At 43.7% G+C, this 17,046-nt stretch carries 14 protein-coding genes; 11 read left to right on the top strand and 3 right to left on the bottom strand.

What is annotated here, in order from left to right; genetic code table 11:
* The first annotated feature begins 3 nt into the window (after window positions 1-3).
* Genes L5M71_RS10510 through L5M71_RS10495 form a run of 4 tightly spaced genes read left to right on the top strand, consistent with a single transcriptional unit; the run spans window position 4 to window position 4,507 of the window.
* Window positions 4-2,001 (top strand): methyl-accepting chemotaxis protein, encoded by a 1,998-nt coding sequence (locus L5M71_RS10510; RefSeq protein WP_263206667.1) that lies wholly within the window; start codon window positions 4-6, stop codon window positions 1,999-2,001.
* Entirely contained in the window at window positions 2,002-2,847 is an 846-nt protein-coding gene (locus L5M71_RS10505; protein WP_263206664.1) for a CheR family methyltransferase, read from the top strand. It abuts the gene before it with no gap.
* Complete coding sequence (cheD, locus tag L5M71_RS10500) at window positions 2,834-3,454, top strand: chemoreceptor glutamine deamidase CheD (protein ID WP_263206662.1); 621 nt, start codon at window positions 2,834-2,836, stop codon at window positions 3,452-3,454. Before L5M71_RS10505 ends, cheD begins: the two co-directional genes overlap by 14 nt.
* Window positions 3,455-3,457: 3 nt before the next feature.
* Complete coding sequence (locus L5M71_RS10495; RefSeq protein WP_263206660.1) at window positions 3,458-4,507, top strand: chemotaxis response regulator protein-glutamate methylesterase; 1,050 nt, start codon at window positions 3,458-3,460, stop codon at window positions 4,505-4,507.
* A 108-nt stretch (window positions 4,508-4,615) separates the two neighbouring features.
* On the opposite strand, the gene L5M71_RS10490 is transcribed toward L5M71_RS10495, so the two are convergent.
* A complete protein-coding gene (locus L5M71_RS10490) occupies window positions 4,616-6,250 on the bottom strand; it encodes a diguanylate cyclase (RefSeq protein WP_105252527.1) in 1,635 nt (544 codons plus the stop codon).
* A 474-nt stretch (window positions 6,251-6,724) separates the two neighbouring features.
* On the opposite strand from L5M71_RS10490, the gene L5M71_RS10485 reads away from it, so the two are divergent.
* The 4 genes from L5M71_RS10485 to L5M71_RS10470 all read left to right on the top strand — a co-directional run bounded on the left by L5M71_RS10485 (window position 6,725) and on the right by L5M71_RS10470 (window position 9,715).
* Window positions 6,725-7,321: a class I SAM-dependent methyltransferase gene (locus L5M71_RS10485; protein WP_263206658.1), complete on the top strand. Its 597-nt coding sequence runs from the start codon at window positions 6,725-6,727 to the stop codon at window positions 7,319-7,321.
* A complete protein-coding gene (locus L5M71_RS10480; protein ID WP_173244808.1) occupies window positions 7,311-8,372 on the top strand; it encodes an HNH endonuclease in 1,062 nt (353 codons plus the stop codon). Before L5M71_RS10485 ends, L5M71_RS10480 begins: the two co-directional genes overlap by 11 nt.
* A 311-nt stretch (window positions 8,373-8,683) precedes the next feature.
* Window positions 8,684-9,112, top strand: coding sequence for a hypothetical protein (locus L5M71_RS10475; protein ID WP_263206586.1), 429 nt, complete (start codon window positions 8,684-8,686; stop codon window positions 9,110-9,112).
* Window positions 9,113-9,133: 21 nt separating this feature from the next.
* Window positions 9,134-9,715: a hypothetical protein gene (locus L5M71_RS10470; protein WP_263206585.1), complete on the top strand. Its 582-nt coding sequence runs from the start codon at window positions 9,134-9,136 to the stop codon at window positions 9,713-9,715.
* A gap of 97 nt (window positions 9,716-9,812) precedes the next feature.
* Here L5M71_RS10470 and L5M71_RS10465 read toward each other — a convergent pair whose 3' ends face one another.
* Window positions 9,813-11,423, bottom strand: a complete 1,611-nt coding sequence (locus L5M71_RS10465; protein WP_263206584.1) for an ABC-F family ATPase — start codon at window positions 11,421-11,423, stop codon at window positions 9,813-9,815.
* 675 nt (window positions 11,424-12,098) lie between these two features.
* Here L5M71_RS10465 and L5M71_RS10460 point away from each other — a divergent pair.
* The 3 genes from L5M71_RS10460 (at window position 12,099) to L5M71_RS10450 (ending at window position 15,376) form a co-directional block, all read left to right on the top strand.
* Window positions 12,099-12,707 (top strand): VF530 family DNA-binding protein, encoded by a 609-nt coding sequence (locus L5M71_RS10460; RefSeq protein WP_263206583.1) that lies wholly within the window; start codon window positions 12,099-12,101, stop codon window positions 12,705-12,707.
* 1,591 nt (window positions 12,708-14,298) lie between these two features.
* Entirely contained in the window at window positions 14,299-14,658 is a 360-nt protein-coding gene (locus tag L5M71_RS10455) for a hypothetical protein (RefSeq protein WP_263206582.1), read from the top strand.
* Between the two features lie 16 nt (window positions 14,659-14,674).
* Window positions 14,675-15,376, top strand: a complete 702-nt coding sequence (locus L5M71_RS10450; RefSeq protein WP_263206581.1) for a M48 family metallopeptidase — start codon at window positions 14,675-14,677, stop codon at window positions 15,374-15,376.
* A gap of 345 nt (window positions 15,377-15,721) precedes the next feature.
* On the opposite strand, the gene L5M71_RS10445 is transcribed toward L5M71_RS10450, so the two are convergent.
* The gene (locus L5M71_RS10445) at window positions 15,722-17,017 is read right to left on the bottom strand and encodes a tyrosine-type recombinase/integrase (protein WP_173244903.1); all 1,296 of its coding nucleotides are present in this window, start codon (window positions 17,015-17,017) and stop codon (window positions 15,722-15,724) included.
* Between the last annotated feature and the right edge of the window lie 29 nt (window positions 17,018-17,046).

Here is a 17,046-nt window from a genome sequence, read left to right as displayed (position 1 = left end):
ATAATGAGTATCTTCAATTTTTTTGGCAATGATGAGGCGCGTGAGCAAAGGGATGAAGAGCGTCAGCGCTATTTTCAGCTACTCGATAACAGTGGCAACAGCTTTATGATCGCTGACAGTCAGCGCAATATTATTTATGCGAATAAAGCCGTCGTCCGTTTACTGCAAGAGGCAGAGGACGATATTCGTAAAGAGTTACCTCAGTTCTCGGTTGCCAAACTGATCGGCAGTAATATCGACATTTTCCATAAAAATCCTGCACATCAGCGCAATTTATTAGAACGTCTAACCCAATCCCATACCGCGCAAATCACCATAGGTAAACGTACCTTTAGGTTGATTCTGACGCCGATTATCACCGCTGAAAATAAGCATTTAGGCACAGGTGTTGAGTGGATAGACCGCACCGAAAGTATCGAAGCCGAGCGAGCAACCCAGCGTATCCTCGAAGCGCTCAATAATACCAGTACCAACGTCATGATCGCCGATGCTAACCGTACGATCATTTATATGAATCGCTCGGTCGAAACTATGTTGCGCCATTCTGAAAGTGAGATCAGACAAGCCTTACCGCATTTTTCCGTGGATAAAATCCTCGGCAGCTCTATGGATATCTTCCACCGCAATCCTGCTCACCAAGCAAGTTTACTCGATAAATTAGACCGTAAATATGAATCGCTTATTAAGGTCGCGAGTTGCCATTTTCGCTTAACGGCCAGCCCCATTGTGTCTAAAGAAGGTGAACGCTTAGGCACTGTAGTTGAATGGCTCGACCGCACCATTGAAGTCCAAACCGAGCAGGAAATTTCCCGCATAGTCACAGCCGCAGCTGCGGGTGATTTCTCCCAAAGGGCGGAAACAGATGGCAAGCAAGGTTTCTTTTTAATGCTGGCGAACAATTTAAATTCGTTAATTGAAACCTCGGAACGTGGATTGCAAGATGTGGCGCGGGTGCTGATGGCGCTGGCCGATGGCGATTTGACCACTCGCATTTATAACGATTATGAAGGCACCTTTGATGATTTGAAAAATTACTCAAATCAAACTGCTGAAAAGTTATCCTTCATGATCCAAGATATTCAACGAGCCGCGGATACCATCAATACCGCTTCGGCAGAAATAGCCCAAGGCAACGCTGATTTATCCAGCCGCACCGAAGAGCAAGCTTCTAGCCTAGAGCAAACCTCGGCCAGCATGGAGGAACTCACAGGTACAGTGAAACTCAATGCGGATAACGCCAGTCAAGCCAATGCCTTAGCCTCTAAAGCGGCTGAAGTCGCAGTGGATGGTGGTGAGCTTATCCAGCAAGTTGTCCAGACCATGGCATCGATTAATGAATCGGCGCGTAAGATTGCCGACATTATTGGTGTTATCGATGGCATTGCTTTCCAGACCAATATCTTAGCGCTCAATGCAGCGGTTGAAGCGGCGCGGGCGGGCGAACAAGGCCGCGGTTTTGCTGTGGTCGCGTCAGAAGTGCGTAGCTTAGCCCAACGTTCGGCCAATGCCGCTAAAGATATCAAGGCACTGATCTCGGATTCGGTGTCTAAAATCGAGAGTGGCAACAGCCTTGTCGGTAAGTCTGGCGATACCATGAAGGAAATTGTCATCGCCATTAAACGGGTGAACGACATCATGGCGGAAATTGCCTCAGCCTCTAATGAGCAGGCCATCGGTATCGATGAGATCAGCAAAGCCGTAGTGCAAATGGATGAAATGACGCAACAAAATGCGGCATTGGTTGAAGAAGCGGCCGCCGCAGCGGAAAGCATGCAATCCCAAGCGCAGCAACTCTCAGACAGTGTCGCCAGTTTTCGCGTGGACGACGAAGATGAAGCCCCAAGACGCAGCAACGCGAGATTAGCGGCGCCCAAAGCGAAGGCGATGAAGCCCATCAAACAGCAGCTTCAACCTATGGCAAGAGCCAGAGTGACAGAGAAACCTAAAACCAATGCGATGAAGCCCATGAAGCAAGATCAAGACGAATGGGAAGAATTTTAATTGAGTGAAAACAAACCATTGGAACGAGAGTTTGCCTATACCTCGGTGCACTTTAATACCGCGAGGACGACGCTGTACCGCTTAGCGGGGATCAAACTCGCCGATAGCAAGGATGCTATGGTGTATAGCCGTTTAGTGCGGCGGATCAGAACATTGAAATTAGCCGGATTTTCGGCTTATTTTGAGTATCTGCTAAGCCATGAAAACGAACACCAAGAATTTATCAATGCGTTAACCACTAATCAAACGGCATTTTTCAGGGAACCGCATCACTTTGAAGTGTTAAAGCAATATTTAATCGATAACCCAGATACCCGCAGGATCTGGTGTGCGGCCAGTAGCACAGGGGAAGAACCTTACTCGATTGCGATTGTCGTCGCTGAACATTTCAACAGTTTTAAAACGCCTATCGAGCTCATTGCTTCCGATATCGACAGCGGCGTACTTAAAAAGGCTGAAATGGGTATTTATCCCTTAGATCGTATCGATACAGTCAGCGATATCCGTAAGAAACGGTTTTTTCACCGCGGAAGGGGTTCACAGTTGGGCAATGTGCGCGTGGTGCCCGAATTAAAGCAGATGCTCAAGTTTACCCGCATCAATTTACTCGATTCTTTTTGGCCGCTAAAAACGCCAATGGATGTAATTTTTTGCCGTAATGTAATGATTTATTTCGATAAAGAAACGCAGGAAGTCATATTAAAACACATGATGAACTCCCTTAGCGAGGATGGACTTTATATTGCGGGACATTCGGAAAATTTTAATATGTTCCCGCAAATCATCACTGCCGTTGGTCAAACAACCTATCGGCCAGTGAAGGGGCTCATGAGTGCTAAAACCTAATATCGAATATGCTATTGCAGAGCCGAATCGCTATCACGATCATCATTTTGGTTGCGATGCGGTAAAAATATTACCCGGCGAGTATTTTGCGACCCGTGAAGATACCATGATAGTGACAGTGTTAGGCTCTTGCGTCTCAGTGTGCTTGTATGATCCTAAGCTCAAAATTGGCGGAATGAATCACTTTTTATTGCCAAGTGACAATAGTAATTGTACTGGGGTGCTCGCCGATTCAGCCCGTTACGGCGTGTATGCCATGGAGTTGTTAATCAACGACTTGCTCAAGCTTGGCGCACAGCGTAATTTACTCGAAGCTAAGGTGTTTGGGGGCGGTAATATGTTACGTAGTTTTACTGTGCACAACATTGGTGAGCGTAATGCTGAGTTTGTGATTGAATACCTCAATCTGGAAAATATCCCTATCGTTGCTGCCGATTTACTCGATGTGTATCCGCGCAAAGTGTATTTTTTCCCCCATTCGGGAAAAGTGAAAGTCCGTAAAATTAAATCCATGCATAACAGCACAATTCTTGACAGGGAAAGTGAGTACCGTTTACGGGTTCGTAATTTACCTTCGGGCGGCGACGTTGAACTATTTGGTGATTAAGTTATGACGATCAAAGTGTTAGTTGTTGACGATTCTGCGCTGATGCGCAGCTTGCTCGGTAAAATGATTGAGGCTGACTCTGAACTGTCTCTGGTTGGGCTCGCTGCCGATGCCTATGAGGCCAAGGATCTGGTGAACCAATTTTGCCCCGATGTGATTACCTTAGACATTGAAATGCCCAAAGTAGACGGTTTAACATTTTTGGACCGCTTGATGAAAGCCAGACCCACTGCAGTAGTGATGATTTCATCGTTAACCGAGCAGGGTGCTGATGCGACATTTAACGCCTTGGCCTTAGGCGCGGTGGATTTTATCCCTAAACCGAAATTAGACTCGCCCCAAGGTATCCATGATTATCAGGATTTGATTTTAGATAAGATCAAATCTGCCGCGAAAGCCAAAATCATCAAGCCTCAGAAATTTGTTGAGCCAGTACGCCCTGTTTCAAGTAAGCGGCCAATATTGGCCAATACAACCCTGACACAGCATTTAGTCGCGATAGGCGCATCTACTGGCGGTACTGAAGCCATTCTTTATGTATTACAACATTTACCCGCGGCTATGCCGCCGATAGTGATCACCCAACATATGCCAGCGGGGTTTACCCGCACTTTTGCGGAACGTTTAAATCGACAGTCACGGATTACTGTCAAAGAAGCCGAGCATGGGGAACGACTCTTACCCAGTTATGCCTATGTTGCCCCTGGCGATCATCACCTTGAGATCATCAAAGTGGGTGGTAGTTATAAAGTTAAATTAACCCAAGATGAAAAGGTCAGTGGCCACAGACCTTCGGTCGATGTGATGTTTACGGCCTTGGCCCAATGTGCCACGCCCAATATCAGCGCGATGATTTTAACTGGCATGGGCAAAGATGGCGCCGAAGGCATGGTGGCGCTACACCAAAAAGGCGTCACTACATTTGCCCAAGATGAACAAAGTTGTGTGGTATTTGGCATGCCACGAGAAGCAATAAAGTGCCGTGCGGTAGATTATGTGGTGGAGTTATCGCAGATGCCGAGCAAGCTCATTAACCATTTAAGCTCACTGTGACCGCCCACGCTGAGTGGGATTCAAAAGTGATGAATAGAGCGTGAGTCTCGCAGGAAGAGCATTACGCCGAACTGATTTGTGCGCTGCAGTGGCTCATTCTATCTAGTGCTAGTCAGTCGGAGAAACCACGAGCTGATTTCTGCCTAAACGTTTAGCTTCGTAAAGGTTTTTATCTGCTAGTAACAGACAATCTTGAAATTCCTCACATTGATCCGAAAAGGCTAAACCGCCGCTGAGCGTCACCTTAAATTCGACGCCATCTTCAACAAATACGATATGGCTAAAGCTTTCACGGATCGCATTCAACTTGGCAATCGCCAGTGGTTTTTGCATATCTGGCAGCACTAACATAAATTCTTCACCACCGTAGCGGCCGGTAAAGTCAGTTTGACGTAAGGATTGTTGTAACAGGTGGGCAAATGCCAACAACACCTTATCACCACCGGAATGACCATAAGTATCGTTGACCTTTTTGAAGTGATCTAAATCAAACATAGCGATACAAACTTGAGAGTTAATCCGTTTCGCTACGTTAAAACAGCGTCTCGCAGCCACCAGAATTTGGGTATGATTTAACAGCCCAGTTAAGCTGTCGCGACTAGCCGAACTGCGAATATCATGACCCCGTTGCGCACGGGAAATCACCTGCGCGACGAATAAACTCGGTGCGGTTTGCTTTGAAATTAAGTCATCTGATCCCGCTTGTATGATGCTGACCTTATTCTGCATCGTATCGTCTGAGCTCAACACGAGAATTGGGCTCGAGGTGTATTTATCCAATTGGCGGATCATCTTTGCCAGCTCAAGCCCGTTCACTTCGGGCATGTACAAATCGAAGATAAACAAATCAGGCTCAAATTGCTCAAGGGCAGGCAAGACTTGCTCGGCACTGGACAACCCTTTTACCATCAAACCATGGCTGCGTAACAGGCTTGAAAAGTAATCCACCATAGATTGTTGATCATCCACCAGTAACACCTTAAGCGGCTGTTTCTCTGACATCTTGAGAGATTGATGGATTTTGCGCACCAATAAAGTGGTTTCCGCAGGTTTAACAAAATATTCGCTGACGTTGGCACGAATGGCCAATAGCCGCATGTCAAAATCCCCCCGCGAGGATAAAACAAATACTCGGGTATTGTTCTTCTCAAACTCAGTGGCAGCTTCGAACAAGGCCTCTTCAGTCCAATCTGGTAGAATTAAATCTAATAAAATCAGATCGAAGGGCGTTTTATTTTGCACCACCAGAAAGCTCGTGAAATTCAAAAAATGCTGCACACTAAAACCGAACTCTCGCAGCTGCTTTGTGATCATAGCGCCGACATTCCCATCGTCTTCTATGATGGCAATATGGTGCTCATGGCGCGCCTTTGACGGTTTATAGGGGCTTTGCTGCATTTGCGCCTCTACTACTGGCGCCGACGGTTGGCCGCGCATATTGTTTTGTAACAACTGGTGGAAGAGGGTATCTAAGCCTTTGATCGTAGGAAGTTCGGGGGCTGGCGCATTGAGCAGCCCCTTAAGCAGCAACTCCAGTTTATCGACTATGTGTTTGGTATCTGATAACCCAAAGGTCTCGCTCGACCCTTTTAAGTTATGCACCTCTCGGTACACGGCAGACAGCATGTGTGCGTCCCAATTTTTACGCAATGAAATCCACAAGGTAATGATTTGTTTCTTTTTATCCGGCAGTGCATGTAAAAACTGTCGTTTAAGTTGCTCTAACGAATCTTCAAAACTCATAGGCAATAGATATCCTAAATAATTGAGCCCTAGGTCTTAATCTCTATGTAGACGCTACGCCAAGACGTTAAAACCCGTTCACTCCAACACTGAAATGGAAACTGCTCTGGAGAAGAATGTAACAGATTCAATCAATTGCACTTATCTTTACACTAACTCATAGAGTGTAAACCACTGCGACAAAAACGACGGGGAAATGCTGAGATTGCATAGGTATTGATAAGAATTTTGGGTCGAATAGCCGAAATCAGCACAGTGATCGCGAACAACATAATGCTAAATATTTTATGCAAAACAGCATGATAATGATGACATATATTTTTTATCAAATACGACTGTGATAAGTTAGCGTCTGTAAAAACAATCACTTGTTGCAAAAGGATCGTTGTCAGTGAGCACAGTGTTTTATAATGACCACGCCGAAATACTCGCGGCACAGTATTTGTCTAAAACCTTTGAAGAAGTGCATTCGAGTTGGTTGCATCATCTTTTGCCTCTACTTACCAAAAATACATTGTCGATATTGGATGTAGGAGCTGGTTCTGGGCGGGATGTGCATTATTTAGCCGAAAAACAGAGGGCAAAGAGACACAAATTATTGCAGTCGAACCTGCGGTTGTTTTAGCGAAAATGGGGCAGGTGTTAACTCGGGATCTACCCGTGCGTTGGATTGAGGATGGTTTACCTCAGTTGCAAAAAGTGGTTGGCCTAGCGCAACAGTTTGATCTGATTTTACTCAGCGCTGTGTGGATGCATTTATCTCCCTCAGAGCGCCCACTTGCACTAGCAACACTCTCACGCTTACTCAATTCGACTGGACTTTTAGTCATCAGTTTGCGCCATGGCCCAAGCCCCGATGCGCGCGTTATGCACCCAGTCAGTGCCGATGAACTGCTCACACTTGCTGCAGATTGTCAGCTACGACTTTTAGATTTGAGCCAAGATGAAACCGATAAACTCGGTCGCTCACAAGTGCATTGGCAGACGTTAGTTTTTACACCCAAACTGATGCCAAACGTAAATGCACCTGAAGCAAGCGTTATTATTCAGGAGCGACTGAATGCCGATTGATGCGAGAAGACAAGTTGAATTTATTAGCTATTTACAACGTCTGTTAGTTGAAGGGGATTTCGTTGCAACTTACAAATTTGCCTTACTGCATGCGATCGCCGATATCTGTATCGAACGGCCATTAATACTCAATGCCGATCCTGCGCTGAAAACCGCCATCAGTATTGATGATTTGGTAGAGAAGTTTATTGAACTTTACTGGCAACACTCTTTGCCTTTTGGTGCCAATGATGGGTATTTTGTCTTGATCCAAAATAGTGGAAAGCAATCAGCCTTGATCAACAGTTTGATTGAACTACGCCATCAAGGTGTTAACAGTCTATCCCAGTTAAAAGCGCATCTTAGTTATCCAGCTTTATTGCGTAAAACGCGCGGTACGTTTAAAGATGGCCCCTTATGGCGCTTACAAAACTTGTCACGTAATGAAGAATGTTTTCTTTATCCCCATGATAAAACGAAAAATTACATCGAGTTGAATCCGGGTATCGCATTTTGCTTCAGGCGATTTCACGATTTAGTGGTGTCATTGGCTCGTACTCAATGGGTACAAAAAATCGCCGAGTTTCCAGCAAATCAAGTGATTATAGGCAGTAAAGGCAATTTAAGTGAGTTTCTGTTTGGTAGCGACAGACAGACGATCACCCATGCTAGACCTGTACTGCTTGATATCCAAAAAGGCCAATGCTTCTATTGCCAAAAATCATTAAAAGAAACAGGCGAAGTGGATCATTTTATCCCTTGGGCACGATATCCTAATGATTTAGGCCATAATTTTGTCCTCGCACATAGCAGTTGTAATAATCAAAAACGCGATCATCTTGCCGTTCAGCACCATAAAGATAACTGGTATGAGCAAAATATTATCCGGCATGGCCAAACGTTACACTCTGAACTCAGTCGATATTTCGTCTGTGAGAGTGATCGCTCTGAAGCCATTACTACTTGGGCTTATCAGCTTGCAGGACAAAATCGCTCGCCTCTCTGGTTCGATAAAAAGACCTTTGTGCCTTTTAATGCATTAGACAATGACCTGTCAAATACTGCAATTTAGAGCATGCTCACAGCTTTATGGCACTTATTTTTAGCACTCGCCATAAGCAACTGTGCTGCAATTGAATGAGCAACGCTGCCAAGCTAAAGTAATCAATGAACTATTTACATGTTATCTTGGTGGCATTACATTTTATCTTCATTGATTTTGTTACCTGTTGATAGTAAAGGTTTACTTTCTGCAAAGGTAATTGATTTCAAAGAGAATAAGGAGTATTTGGTAGACATATATGGCGCACTCGTTCAGTGACAACAAGCAGATGAATGCACCATGGAATTTATTGATAATACATGTCTAGTTTTGGAGGTTCGATGATGAAATCGATTTTCTTACTGCCCATATCTGTGCTTGTGCTGATAGGTTGTACAACGCCTAAATCGCCGAGCGAAGTCTATGACGAGTACAATGCTAATGTACAGCAGGGGATGAGTTATCAAGAGGACAAGGCTTACTATACCCAACGTAAGCAAGCGGATGTTGAGTCTAAGTTCCCACAGTATATGCAGCAGATGAAGCAGTCCCGCGATGAAGTGATCGCATCTTATCTTTCATTTTCAAAAGCCGCTGCCAAGTGCAAAGCACTCACCTTAGTGTCGCAGGTGATCGAAGGGGATACGGCCGTTCTTGAATATGCACAAAAAGATCTCTGTGGTAATGCATCGGAGGCGAATGAAAAACAAAGAATTAGCATGATAAATGAAGGTGGTTGGAAAATTGATGAGCTCCAAATTAGTCTCTAAATCATTTGGAATGTCGTATCAATGACAGGATTTTATGAGTTTTTTAGCCTGCCAAACGGAGTTGAAGTTACTTGCCCCCATTGTGCTGGCTGCGCCACTTTTACCTTTGCCCATGTTTTTCGTTTAGAGAAAAAAGATGCGCATTTATTTGAGGGTCGGCAGTTTGAGATCAAGCAGTTTAATCAAAGATTTGCTCATAAATGGCCTGGTGTGCTGTTTTTCCCTCCGCTATTGGATGCTTCTTGGCGGGAAAAATTGCCAGAAAAATACCAAGGTACTTCGACTTGGGAACATAGGGCGAACAGTGCTTTTACAGATGGTACAGATCTTGGTCTTATTTGTTGTTATCAGTGTATGGCAAAACAGAAACATCGACTTGAATGGCCCAATGACGCATTTTATTCCCTTGAGTTTAAAGGTCATTCACTTTGGGCATTTAATAAACAGATGATGCTTCAGATCCGTGATTATATTCAAGCCAAAGATCGCGATGCGGTATTTGAGTCTGAGCCGATAGTCATTCGACATTTGCCGACAATTTTTAAACTGGCTAAAAATCGCGAGATATTGGTTAAAAAAATTAATAAGCTAATGAGTAACTAGTCAGATTTAGCCCAACAAAAAGTCGCCATTGGATAACCAATGACGACTTTTTAATGCGATAACGCTGGGTTAATCGGCGTAAGTTAGCCGAATAACATTACGCGCTTTTTCTCGCTTCCATTTCAGCTTGGCTTGAAAGGTACTCATCGAAAGTGCCTTGGAAGTTAATCACTTTTTTATCTTTAATATCAATGATACGTGTTGCGAGTGACGATACAAACTCACGATCATGACTGACGAATATCAAAGTGCCTTCAAAGTCTTTCAACGCATTATTGAGTGCTTCGATGGCTTCCATGTCCATGTGGTTAGTCGGTTCGTCCATGATCAGCACATTGATGTCTTGCATCATTAACTTACCGAATAACAAGCGGTTTTTCTCACCACCTGAACAGTTACGGGCTTTCTTGTTCGCGTCATCTTCGGTGAACAGCAGACGGCCTAACATGGCGCGTACCATAAGATCGTTGTGCTTAGGTTGGCGCCACTGTGACATCCAATCCATTAACGTGTAGTCATTATCAAATTCGTCACTGCTGTCTTGTGGACAGTAGCCGATTGATGCGTTTTCTGACCACTTGATCACGCCTTTATTATGTTCTAAATCATTGACTAAGCAACGTAGGAAAGTGGTTTTACCCACGCCGTTTTCGCCGATAATCGCTAATTTTGCACCGGCTTCGAGGATTAAGTCGCCGCCTTCGAATAGCTGCTCACCATCAAACCCGTGGGCCAAATCTTCGAGGATCAGTGCTTGGCGATGCATTTTCTTGCCAGCATCGAAACGAATAGAAGGGTGAATACGGCTTGATGATTTCACTTCATCAAGCTTGATCTTGTCCATTTTTTTCGCGCGCGAGCTGGCTTGTTTTGCCTTAGATGCGTTGGCACCGAAGCGGTTAACGAAGTCTTGCAGTTCTTCGATTTCAGCACTCTTCTTGGCGTTGCCCGATAATAATTGTTCACGGATCAAAGACGATTGTGCGAGGAAGTATTCGTAGTTACCAGGGTAAATGCGCAGTTCGCCGTAATCGATATCGGCCATGTGGGTACATACGGCATTTAAGAAGTGCCTATCATGGGAAATAATGATCATGGTGCATTTGCGTTTGTTCAACTCGGCTTCTAACCAGCTAATGGTATGTATGTCCAAGTTGTTGGTTGGTTCGTCGAGCAGCAAAATATCTGGGTTGGCAAATAGTGCTTGTGCCAACAGGACCCGCAGTTTCCAACCCGGTGCGACTTGTTGCATTAGGCCGTAATGGAAAGATTCTTCAATACCCGCTTCGAGCAGAATTTCACCGGCGCGGCTTTCGGCGCTGTAGCCATCCATTTCGGCAAATTCACTTTCAAGATCGCCAACGCGCATGCCATCTTCTTCGGTCATATTCGGATTGGCGTAGATTGCATCGCGTTCCTGTTTGACTTTCCACAGGGCAACATCCCCCATGATCACTGCATCGATCACACTGTATTGTTCAAACGCGAACTGATCTTGGCTTAGGGTACCGACTTTTAAGCCGGGCGTGATGGACACATTGCCAGAGGTTGGCGCTAACGCTCCGCTGAGGATCTTCATAAAGGTCGATTTGCCACAGCCATTCGCGCCGATCAAACCATAGCGGTGACCGTTGCCAAATTTCGCTGAAATGTTTTCAAACAATGGCTCAGGGCCAAACTGCATCGTGATGTTCGCGGTAGAGATCAAAGGAGCTTTCCTAGGTATTTGCTAACGGGGATTGTGACAAACAAGCCTCAAAATGAAACATGCGCTTCACCCACTCTAAGCCAAAACATTAAAGTTGGGATAATAAGGTCGCGGAGTATACAGACTAAGGGCTAAAGATGCGAGCAAGGATGTGATGCGCAGCTATAAATCGAGCCGTTTCAGTTGCGTTTATTTTGAGGCTGACCCAAGGCATCAGCGGATCATAGGTAAAATTTAGAAACGGGTTTGAGCTTGATGCTGAGTTCATACCTGTTAGCGTGATATCGCGGATATGTAGATTAAAACCGTCAGCTGCGGCGTATTTTCTTTGCCCTAAAGCCGATACCAAACCTCGCTAGCGCAAATAAAAGAAGGCGTTTAGCTTATTTACCGTTATTATTCCCGCAGTTTTGTCGAGCAGCAGATTTTACGGCTAATATTTAATGGCTCTGTTTGGAGGCTTTAGGCCCTTAAGATTTAAGATCTAAGCATCACGAGTAACAAGGCTTAACGCCCTATGCTATTGCCGTAACAACGTCAGTGGCTCATGACTTCATAACTTGAGTGATTTCTCTAATCGCGAATTTTAGTAGCGAATTGAGTCACTCGTTTAACAACTCAAAACCGTAAACTAATACAGTAAAATCAGCCAATAGGGCTGAACTTGGAATTCCCATGATTGAAGAGCAACAGAACAACCCATTACACGGCCTCAAACTCGAGACAATGATCACTGAGTTAGTCGATTTTTATGGCTGGAAAATTTTATACGCGGCATTAAAGCTAGGTTGTTTTAACACCAACCCGACCATTGAGGCCTGTATTATTTTCCTCAAGAAGACTGAGTGGGCGCGGGAGAAAGTGGAAAACTTTTACCTGTATCGATTCAAGCGTATGCCTAAAGCCGTCGGTGAGCAGTTTGATCTTAAGCCACGCGAACGAGGTTTTGCCTCAGGTATCGCGCCGCGTAAACCGATGGAACTCACCATAGAATCTATCGCTAAAATGCAGGCACAAGCCAGCGCCGAGTACGAAGCGGGTAATAAACGTCCTAACTCTGGTTATGGCTCAGGTAAGAGCTTTGGTAGTGGTTTAGGTAAAAGCTCTGGCAAAAAACCTACGGGTGGACGTGGCACCGGCTCTGGATATGGTTCATCGAATAGCCACTCACAGCGCCGCAGCGAACTCCGAAACGAGCCAAGAAACGATTCAAGAATGGCTGAACGTTCAGGACCAAGCCCATCGACGGATGACAACGATCCGTGGGGCACTAAACGCGGCTAATCCCATGTCTGCCGAATTGAGTGGGTATGGTTTTTCACAGGCGTTAGTTTTACATTCGTGATTTACAGTGACTAGCCTCAGCTTGCTATTTTTGTATCCGTAAAAATTAGCTTTTGGTATGAGTTAGCTTTTGTAAGAGTCGTTTTGAAGTCATGGCTCTAGTTGTATGATAGAACATCTGATTTATCGCCTGATTTAAAGAGAAGAGGTTAGCTGTTGAATACAGCTAACCTCTTTTTTATGATTAACTATTCACTTTATTGCATTAAGGTGAGAAAAATCTCGGGGATTATAGTTTTAGATTTGCATATCAAGTGCATAATCAGTTAATTCATCAATTTGCAATCAGATGGTGCCGGTTGCTCATGTTTACGACCAATACCAGCGCCTTCTCTAACACCTGTGCTTTATATTCTATACCTTTGTTCATCTTAGTCTGCTAAATGCCGAGAGTTAACGTCAAGGTGTTTGACGATACAGCTCCAAGGTAACTATTTGCGCGGTTCGGGATTTTTAACGCTGATGTTCTAAAACCTAGCCATGCCACATGCCATTAGTCCGAAATAATTAATCAGGCTGGTGGATAATGCGCTATCACTCTGGCAAAGCGGCGATGTTGTTTTTTTTGCTTAGGCAATTTTGGCTGCTATCCCAAAGTCGTGTGTTAACCGCTGGCATGTTTTGTACGCGGGATCTGAACGAACTTAGGCGTTTTTGGTATAAATATCATTGGCTCACTCTGCCTTGGTTACAATGCTGGCGTTGGCAAGGTGACAAAAAATGGTACTTTTTACTCCGTCTCGATGAAAAAATTTTTTATGCAACAACTTCTTTTATATGCGGTTTAGATTGCCAGCAAGTTTGAAGACCAATCAGCGTCTAATGCTGTTACCCATATTGTCAGCGCCAAGGGCTATTTCAGTCACCACTGATATGCACTGGACCGGCCAATTACCCACTTATTTCGCTGCTGACTTGCTTAAGCTTTAACACTCTCTGAAGATTGGAAAGGGATATAGCGAAGCCTAATGGGCTTAGAGTGCGTAGAAAAACAGCATGAAGATCATTTCTTATATATTCATCAACTATTTCTTTTGAATACTCGAGAGAACGCTCAGTTGTCGTCATTAGTGCAGAAATATGATCTACTCCACCCTATGAATTCCGTTTATTGTGAGTTCATAACTATTTCTCTCAGGTGTGTTGTGGCCAATAAATGTTGGCCATATCTTTAGAAGTTTTTAATATATTTTCATATCCGATATAAGCCATATTAGAATTTATTTATAGCTGACTTATGCCAAAAAAATTAGCTAGTGAATCAGACTTTCCTAGTCTGGCTCATAGGGTAACATCCAGTCATAGATATCAACTAATTACTCTTCAAACGGTATAAAAAACGCTACCGCAAAAAAGCAAATTCCTATAGCATCATTTATACCAATTGACACGGGTGTGGCAGCGGCCAAGTCCGGCAAGCGATTTATGCCCTGAAAACAGCACAGCGCATAAATACTAAGACGTTAGCTTTTTGTAGGGATGACAATGTCAACAACAGCATCATTAAAGTGTAAGTATTGTGGAAAATATAATGAAGTCGACGCGTGTTTTTTTTGATGACTTTATGACCAGCAATGAAATTAATCTTTCATTTCATTGCGGAATATGTGGTAAAAATAACATTTATAGCAATCTCACACAGTCAGAACTGGAAGAAATAATTAATCCTTCAAGTGAATTAGAAAGACAGGCGGAATTCTTAGGTATCTCTGCTGCAAAACTTAGTGCATATGTTTATCCTCCGGATGTAATGAAGGAGGCAGATTTAGATAGAAGAAAAATTCGTGGTTTGTCTATAAAAGAGTACCTAAAATCATGTCGTCAGAGCTACCCAAAAAAGGAAGGGCAGAATTGGTGGCTCATTTATCAATTAAAGACATTCTTTAGATGAGACTTTTTCAATCGAAGTGCGCGGCATAGAAATAGTGGTTAATCGCAAGAATATTAAAAACTTACATTTAAGCGTATTACCACCGGATGGACGAGTAAGAGTGTCAGCTCCAATCCATACGTCAGAGCAAGCGATACGCTTAGCAGTTATAGGCAAGTTAGCCTGGATTAACAAGCAACAAAGGGATTTTGTTACCCAACCAAGGCAATCAAGTCGCGAAATGGTTAACGGTGAGAGCCATTACTTATGGGGACAAAGATACCGCTTAAGTATGGTGGAGACGACTGGCAGACATCTTGTGATTCTTAAAGGCGTGTCTAAGTTAGTCATTGCGGTATCAACGGATACTTCAACAGAAAATCGCTTGAAACTCCTTAACGGATTTTATCGATTGGAAATGCAGCAAAGGATTTTGTATCTACTCGAGATATGGCAAAAGCGTTTAGGTGTAGAAGCAAACTACATCGGCATTAAGAAAATGAAAACCAAATGGGGCAGCTGTAATATTCAGGCAAAACGCATTTGGTTAAACCTAGAGTTAGCTAAAAAACCGCCAGAATGCCTTGAATACATTTTGGTTCATGAACTTACTCATTTACTTGAACGTCATCATAACGAGAGGTTTCGCGCCATCATGGACAAGCAAATGCCAAATTGGCGAGAGCATCGTAATTTACTCAACAGTCTGCCATTGGCCTATGAAGATTGGCAATATTGATACCAGTCAAAAAGAACGCGTTGCTACGTAAATAATTGAGGGCTATGCCAGCCAACACTCTAAAGAATTCACGTAGCGACGCGACATAAAACTGCATTTTCCATTTACCAGCAAATAGCAACAAACCATCATCTAGTCCCCAAGCACCAAACTTAGTTAATCGTACCAATACTCAAATAAGAGCAGGTAAGATGGCCCAGAAAATTTCTGGCGGAAAAAAGCAAATCTCAGTCTGCCGCGAAATCTCATTCTGAGTGGCCACGAACAACACAAATTTATCGATGTAGTGAATGGTATAAATCCATCATTTAACATAATATACATTGTGCGCATCATTGTGTCGAATCACTCTATACCTTTCAAATGATCGATTGGTTTGTTGAACGCACTCTCATGACGTTCAATTTGGCTAGTGTGCAAATATTGCGATGTAGTGTCGATACTTTCGTGGCCAGCGTCGGCTTGTACATGGGATAACGGTCTGCGGTTGATATTGATATCGTGCGTAATACCAGTGTGACGAATATTGTGGGCAGTAAGTTTGCGCATCTGCGCCGCATCTTGTGTAAAGCCATCGATTTCTATACGTTCTGCAGCCAGATTAATTATTTTTTGAATTTCGTCGCGAACATGACGAATGCCTAGATTGGCATTGAGGATACCAACATCTCGGCCGCGTCCAGCAGCTTTATGCCGTACAAACAAAGGATGATTTTCGTTTGGTCCTGGATAATCCGTTAATCCTAAAAACTGACGATATTTGACTAATGCATCGAGCAAAGCTTTTGAAATCGCAACACTGCGTCTTTTACCACCTTTACTCAACGGAATATGAAAACTCCAGATGCCCGTTTGCTGATTACGTTTAAACTGGTTCATCACCGGCGAATAACCCGCACGTGCAGACACATCTGAAACGCGTAAATAACAGCAATAAATCAATGTAATGAGGAATAAACTTCTTTGATGTAACTCAGGAAATTCTTCTGCTAGTCCAGTAACGGTCGCCATAATATATGACCACTGTAATTCAGTGAATGCGAGACTATTTTCATCTTCATGACTTTGACGCTGATATTGCCTGTTTGCTGCAAATCGACTGTGATTAAGCCAGATTTGAGCAGGATTCCGCTCACAATATTCTTCACTTGTCAGGTACGAATAAAACGAAGACAAAATGGCCATTTTTGTTTTTAACGCATTATCGCTTAACACATAAGGCTGGATTTGCCCGAGTTGTTTTTTGCCGACAAATGGTCGCCATTGCGAGTTTGGAACCCGTTCATCATGCAGTTTATCGTACTTAAACTGTGGCACATTAAAATAACCGATCAGTGCTATCGGCGGTGCTTGGCAATAATCAACGTAACGGCTCATGTCTTTGCGCGTAACTTGAATGGGAGACATTGAAACTACATCAAAACACCAATGCAGAAACGTAGTGAGTTCACTGCGATAAGCTTTATAGTTGTTTTCGTTATGCTTTTGCTCAAATAGCCAATCACTGGCATGCTCGATGACTAAGCCCGCATCAACCACCTTTTTCATGCTAATTTGGGTGATATATTGGTTAACAATACTATTGCCAACTTGTATGAATTCAAATGAGTCAAATAACGGGATTACAGGAGGAAGTTGCATATTACATCTGAATTATAAGAGTTTCTTGT

The sequence above is a fragment of the Shewanella sp. SW1 genome (genome assembly GCF_025653545.1).
GTDB lineage: Bacteria > Pseudomonadota > Gammaproteobacteria > Enterobacterales > Shewanellaceae > Shewanella > Shewanella oncorhynchi.
Note: the sequence above shows the minus strand (reverse complement) of the source record. Positions and strands in the feature narration are given on the sequence as shown.

Bases quoted from the DNA above. Each gene is read 5' to 3' on its own strand.
- L5M71_RS10510 (WP_263206667.1), top strand. From the start codon at position 4: ATGAGTATCTTCAATTTTTTTGGCAATGATGAGGCGCGTGAGCAAAGG.
- L5M71_RS10495 (WP_263206660.1), top strand. From the start codon at position 3,458: ATGACGATCAAAGTGTTAGTTGTTGACGATTCTGCGCTGATGCGCAGC.
- L5M71_RS10490 (WP_105252527.1), bottom strand. From the start codon at position 6,250: ATGAGTTTTGAAGATTCGTTAGAGCAACTTAAACGACAGTTTTTACAT.
- L5M71_RS10480 (WP_173244808.1), top strand. From the start codon at position 7,311: ATGCCGATTGATGCGAGAAGACAAGTTGAATTTATTAGCTATTTACAA.
- L5M71_RS10475 (WP_263206586.1), top strand. From the start codon at position 8,684: ATGATGAAATCGATTTTCTTACTGCCCATATCTGTGCTTGTGCTGATA.
- L5M71_RS10470 (WP_263206585.1), top strand. From the start codon at position 9,134: ATGACAGGATTTTATGAGTTTTTTAGCCTGCCAAACGGAGTTGAAGTT.
- L5M71_RS10460 (WP_263206583.1), top strand. From the start codon at position 12,099: ATGATTGAAGAGCAACAGAACAACCCATTACACGGCCTCAAACTCGAG.
- L5M71_RS10455 (WP_263206582.1), top strand. From the start codon at position 14,299: ATGAAGTCGACGCGTGTTTTTTTTGATGACTTTATGACCAGCAATGAA.
- L5M71_RS10445 (WP_173244903.1), bottom strand. From the start codon at position 17,017: ATGCAACTTCCTCCTGTAATCCCGTTATTTGACTCATTTGAATTCATA.